This window comes from Candidatus Falkowbacteria bacterium (genome assembly GCA_026396835.1).
Taxonomy (GTDB): Bacteria; Patescibacteriota; Patescibacteriia; order Patescibacteriales; family Patescibacteriaceae; genus Patescibacterium.
Map to the genome: position 1 here is coordinate 1 of JAPLWA010000002.1, position 5,204 is coordinate 5,204.

Sequence of the window (5,204 nt, forward strand, 5' to 3'; positions counted from 1 at the left end):
CCTGCGACTATTAACCAAGGTGATTCTACGACCTTAACTTGGTCATCTACAAACTCTACTAGTTGCTCTGCTTCATGGACTAATAGCACTGCTACCAGCGGAACTCAAGTTGTTTCACCAGTTGCTAATACGGATTACACGGTTACTTGTACCGGAGCTGGCGGAAGCGATGATGCTACTGCAACGGTGACGGTTCGACCATTGCCAACGGCAACTCTTTCTATCAATCCCTCAATTATTAATAGTGGTGAATCAGCAACATTAACATGGTCTTCTACTAACACAACAGATTGCAGCGCTTCTTGGACGCTCTCAACGGCAATCTTTGGAAGTCAAAGTATTTCACCGACAAGTAGTGGCGATTACAGTATCACTTGCAATGGAGCGGGCGGCAGTATTTCTAAATTAGTTTCACTAGTTGTTTTACCAGTTGGTGGTTCTGGCGTGAGCTCTGCTCCGATAATAGTCCCGCCGCAATCAACCGAAAATCCTCAGGGTGGCTTTAGGGTTACTGCTAGTCAATTGCCCGTCTCAAGTTCTTTACCTTTGGTGAAGCTAAAGTTTTCTGTTGGATCAGATATTAATCGTATAGCAATTTCAAATTATCCCGATTTTAACAATGCTAATATAGAATTATATCAGCCAGAGATAAATTGGAGTTTGTTAAATAATAATAAATTCCAGAAAGTTTATGTAAAATTTTATAATAAATCCGGACAGTCAAGTGAGATTATTGTTGGTGATATTATTTTAGATGACATAATAGAAAGTAATTCAGTTCAAGGAACAGATATCGTCTCTAAAATTATTAATGAAAAAACAGAAATATTTAATCAAGCCAATCCAGAAACTTACTTTATTAATAATGGTACTGACTCTACCTTAAAACTAGGTTCAGGCGAAAGAGCCGCCGCTATTAGTTCATATAAAGAAGCTTATGGTATTGCTCCAAAAACTGCAGCCAACTGGATTGACGTTCTAAACATTGCTAATGGTCGTTGGCCAATCACGGTTATCAAAACTGTAGAAGCAAGAGCTTACACTAATTTCAAATTAGTATATGGACGTAATGCTGACATGAAGAACTCAACTGATGTTAATGCTCTAAAGATGATGGGCTACGGTGTTCGTTCTACGGCAGCACGTAATTTAAGTGCAGAGAAAAATGCCGCTCAAACTTTTATTAAAACTTTTGGTTTTAGCCCTTCAATTGCTAGGCACTGGAATGTAATAAGAGCAATCGCATACTCTGGTTTAATAAAATAATTCTAATTTCTAAAAACACCCTGACGTATATCAGGGTGTTTTTATATAAAGTAAATTTATTTCTTGATCTTATTTACCGCGATGGATAAACGAGATTTTTTTCTGTCGCGAGTATTCTTCTTAAGAAGACCTTTACGAGCAGCTTTGTCTAATTCCTTCAAAGCAATTTTTAAAGCTTCTTTAGCGGTTGCTTCGTTGCCTTCAGCAATAGCTTTACGAACTCTTTTTAAGATAAGGGCTAGTTGATCTTTAGCGTCCTCATTACGAGTGTTGCGACGGTTAGCTTTACGTAGCTCTTTAGTACCAGATTTAGTATTAGGCATAGTTATTTTAATAAAAAATTATGTGACCATAGTCTATCATTATTTTATTGCTTTGTAAAGCCTGCCTAAGATTGACAATCATGGTAAAAGGTATAGAATATAGGGTATAAAAGAAAACTATATGGATCCAATTACACAAGAAATATTTGATTTGATTAGAGTAAAAATGCTAGAACAAGCCGCTTTTGACCGTGATGCATATAAGCAGCTAGTTGAAGAAACTATTGAGTACTATCGTGAGCGTGGTTTGTTAACTGATGATGACAATGATGAGTTTATTGAAGATCAATTGCTAGATAGATGGGAATGGTTACAAGATCATATTAAGGATGAAGAATAGACCACAGATGAACGCAGATTGAAAACTGATTATATAGATAATAAAGAAGCTAGGAATTATATTCCTAGCTTCTATTTTTACTAAAATTCTTTATCAGTGTAAATCAGCGACCCTTATCTGTGTAATCTGTGGTTCTGACGCTTATTTAATACCTAATTCTTTCTTCCTTTGTTCAATCTTATTTAGAATTACTTTTCTTAAACGAATATTTAGTGGTGTAACTTCTACTAATTCATCGTCACCAATATATTCCAAGCTTTCTTCTAGATCCATGGTTTTTGGTGCTTTGAAATGTTCTGATACTCCATCACCTTTAGAGCGCATGTTTGATAATTGTTTAGCTTTACAAATATTAACTTCAATATCTTCACCGCGAGAGTTTTGGCCAACGATTTGACCCTTATAAATTGGAATACCAGGACCAAAGAATAGAATGCCGCGATCCTGAACGTTTAGTAAGCCATAAAGATTGGTTGTGCCAGCTTCATAAGCAATCAATGAACCACGATCTCGTTCTGGCCATGGAGCATCGTCGCGACGGTATTCAAAAAAGCTGGAGTTGATTAAACCAAGTCCACGAGTGTCAGTTAAAAATTCTGTGCGGTAACCAAATAAGCCGCGTGTTGGCATAATAAATTCTAGAAATACTACATTGTTTTCATCCTTACGCATGTCTTTCATTTCTCCATGACGACTGCCTAATTTTTGAATCACGCTACCAGAGTAAACTTCAGGAACTTCGATCAAAACTTGTTCAAACGGTACAACGGTTTTACCATCAATCTCTTTAGTAATAACCTGTGGTCTGGAAACTTGGAATTCATAACCTTCGCGTCTTAATCTTTCAATTAAAATTGCTAAGTGTAATTCACCACGACCAGATACAATCCAGCCAGCGCTTTGATCATCATCAACCATCTTCAAAGCCATGTCGTTTTCTAATTCTCTAACTAAACGTTCCCTGATTTGGCGTGAAGTTGTAAATTTGCCTTCTTTACCAGCAAAAGGAGAATCATTAACAGTGAAAATCATTTTAACAGTTGGTTCTTCAATATGTAATACTGGTAAAGCTTCTGGATTTGTTGGATCAGCAATAGTTTCACCAATGTTAATATCTTCAATTCCTGAAATAGCGATAATGTCACCAGCTTTAGCTTCTTTGGTTTCAACTCTTTCTAAACCTTGGTAAGTCATTAGAGAAGTTAAACGATGAGTTGTAATAATTCCATCATGATTAATACGAGCAATTTGTTGGCCAGCTTTAACAACGCCATTATAAACACGACCACTAGCAATTCTGCCTTTAAAAGCATCACCAGTAATAGTCATGATTAAAATTTGTAATGGCTTGGTAATATCACCAGCCGGAGCGGCGACATTCTTGATGATAGTGTCAAAGACAGGAGTAATATCTTTCATCTCAGCTAAATTATCAGTCTCACCAGCTAAACCATTTTTTGCGGAAGCGTAAATAATTGGAAAATCAATTGTTTCGTCATTAGCGCCGAGTTCAACAAATAAATCAAAAGTTTTATTTAATGCATAATCGACACGAGCGCCGGGTTTATCAATCTTATTAACCACGACAATAATCCTAAGTCCTAGTTCAAGGGCTTTTTTCAAAACAAAACGAGTTTGTGGCATCGGTCCTTCTTTAGCGTCAATTAAGAGTAAGCATCCATCTGCCATCTTTAGAACGCGTTCAACTTCACCACCAAAGTCAGCGTGACCTGGAGTGTCAATAATGTTAATTTTAGTTCCTTTCCAAACTACAGATGCGTTTTTGGAAAAAATTGTAATACCGCGTTCACGTTCTAATTCATTAGAATCCATGATTAAATCAGTTCCAACCATCTCTTTCTTAAGGTGAGTATTGGATTGCTTAAGCAAAGCATCCACCAGCGTAGTTTTGCCGTGGTCGACGTGAGCGATAATTGCTATGTTTCGGATTGTTTCCATATAAAAAATCGTCTGTTAAGACGTTTGTAATAGCTTTATATAACCACACTTTTTGGATTTTGACAACCATATTGCCTTAAATATCTTTTAATTAGTGTTTTCTGGGCACAACTCACCCCTAGCCCCTCTCTGTGCTATCGCACAAAGAGGGGAAATTTATATACCAATTTTTTAGACTTAAACACTATCAGTAATAATATCAAAACTATTATTTTCACTTCCCCTCTTTACCCCGAAGGGGTAGAGAGGGGTTAGGGGTGAGTTTATTTGACGATTATCTAAATTATGCTAATCTTTTAATGAAGCGGTTCTTTTATTAATTAAATGGAGGCTAATAGTTATATGAAATTTCATAAGCTGTTATAAATCTCAACCCACATTGACCGTTGAATCGGTAAAGGTCGCTTTCTGTATAGATTGCGGCTTTTTTATTTTAAAAACATCCTAGGTGATGAGGCTAGGATGTTTTGAAATTCTAAGCTTGGCTGCTTTGATTTAAAGCCTAAGAACTTCCTGCGGTGGACTGAAAACAAAATTCTCTGCTTTCATAAAGGAATCTTTAACTCTTGCGTCTTTCTTTTGTCTTTCGTCTTCTTTCTTCTTCTCTTTTTGCTGCAAATTAATTGCTGATATAACTTCTGCGCCTTTTAATTTGCTTTCGTTATTTAGGCTTTGGCCATTGTCGTAGAAGACAAAGTCAGCCGGGATCAATGTGTTTTCTGCTGAATTGACGCAACAGATGCCTCTCGTAGGCCCGTTAGTTGTTTTAGAAACGTCTTCGGCATTAATGATTGATCTTGTAAATAACAAGAAAGAAAGAATAAAAAATAAAGATAATAATTTCTTCATCTTCGACTCCTATCTGTTTATTGGTTTATTCCTTGAAAAGGACTGTTTATAGCTTATAAAAAAGTTAAAAAATTTGCAAGCCCGAGTTTATTGACTATCTATATATTGTATATTAAGATATTCTTATCGTTAATTTGTAATGTAATTTAACGTGAACCCATTGGTTCTTTATAATTGTTTTTTATAAACGGAAATCTACGGAGGAAAACCCTTATGATTACATCAATTTCGTCAAACGGAAGATAGACCTGATGAGCGCAAAGTGTAATTGTAATGTTTCCGTGCGCAGGAAACCGAAACTCATTATCAAGCAATTTAGATAATGAGTTTTTATTATCCAAAAACCGCCCGCGGTAGCGGGCGTGTGCGTTTGATGGCGTAGCCCATGGGGCTATAATTAAAGTAGCTAAACTAGTAAGGAGGTGAAATATATTACAAATGCACGTTTATACAAACTCGACCATTGC

The 5,204-nt window shown here is 36.3% G+C and carries 5 protein-coding genes; 2 read left to right on the forward strand and 3 right to left on the reverse strand.

The genetic code is table 11. The features are described 5' to 3' along the window. On the forward strand, positions 1–1,266 hold a 1,266-nt coding region (locus tag NTY12_00350), incomplete at its 5' end, for a hypothetical protein (protein MCX6792459.1). Between the two features lie 56 nt (positions 1,267–1,322). On the opposite strand, the gene rpsT is transcribed toward NTY12_00350, so the two are convergent. Next, a complete protein-coding gene (gene rpsT, locus NTY12_00355) occupies positions 1,323–1,589 on the reverse strand; it encodes a 30S ribosomal protein S20 (GenBank protein MCX6792460.1) in 267 nt (88 codons plus the stop codon). A gap of 121 nt (positions 1,590–1,710) precedes the next feature. On the opposite strand from rpsT, the gene NTY12_00360 reads away from it, so the two are divergent. After that, positions 1,711–1,929, forward strand: coding sequence for a hypothetical protein (locus NTY12_00360; protein ID MCX6792461.1), 219 nt, complete (start codon positions 1,711–1,713; stop codon positions 1,927–1,929). A gap of 141 nt (positions 1,930–2,070) precedes the next feature. On the opposite strand, the gene typA is transcribed toward NTY12_00360, so the two are convergent. Both typA and NTY12_00370 read right to left on the reverse strand, forming a co-directional pair. Then, a complete protein-coding gene (typA, locus tag NTY12_00365) occupies positions 2,071–3,888 on the reverse strand; it encodes a translational GTPase TypA (protein ID MCX6792462.1) in 1,818 nt (605 codons plus the stop codon). Between the two features lie 495 nt (positions 3,889–4,383). Continuing rightward, entirely contained in the window at positions 4,384–4,737 is a 354-nt protein-coding gene (locus NTY12_00370; GenBank protein ID MCX6792463.1) for a hypothetical protein, read from the reverse strand. Positions 4,738–5,204: the final 467 nt, after the last annotated feature.

Excerpts from the sequence above, each read along its gene's own strand:
- NTY12_00360 (MCX6792461.1), top strand. The coding sequence starts at position 1,711 with ATGGATCCAATTACACAAGAAATATTTGATTTGATTAGAGTAAAAATG.
- NTY12_00370 (MCX6792463.1), bottom strand. The coding sequence starts at position 4,737 with ATGAAGAAATTATTATCTTTATTTTTTATTCTTTCTTTCTTGTTATTT.
- typA (MCX6792462.1), bottom strand. The coding sequence starts at position 3,888 with ATGGAAACAATCCGAAACATAGCAATTATCGCTCACGTCGACCACGGC.
- rpsT (MCX6792460.1), bottom strand. The coding sequence starts at position 1,589 with ATGCCTAATACTAAATCTGGTACTAAAGAGCTACGTAAAGCTAACCGT.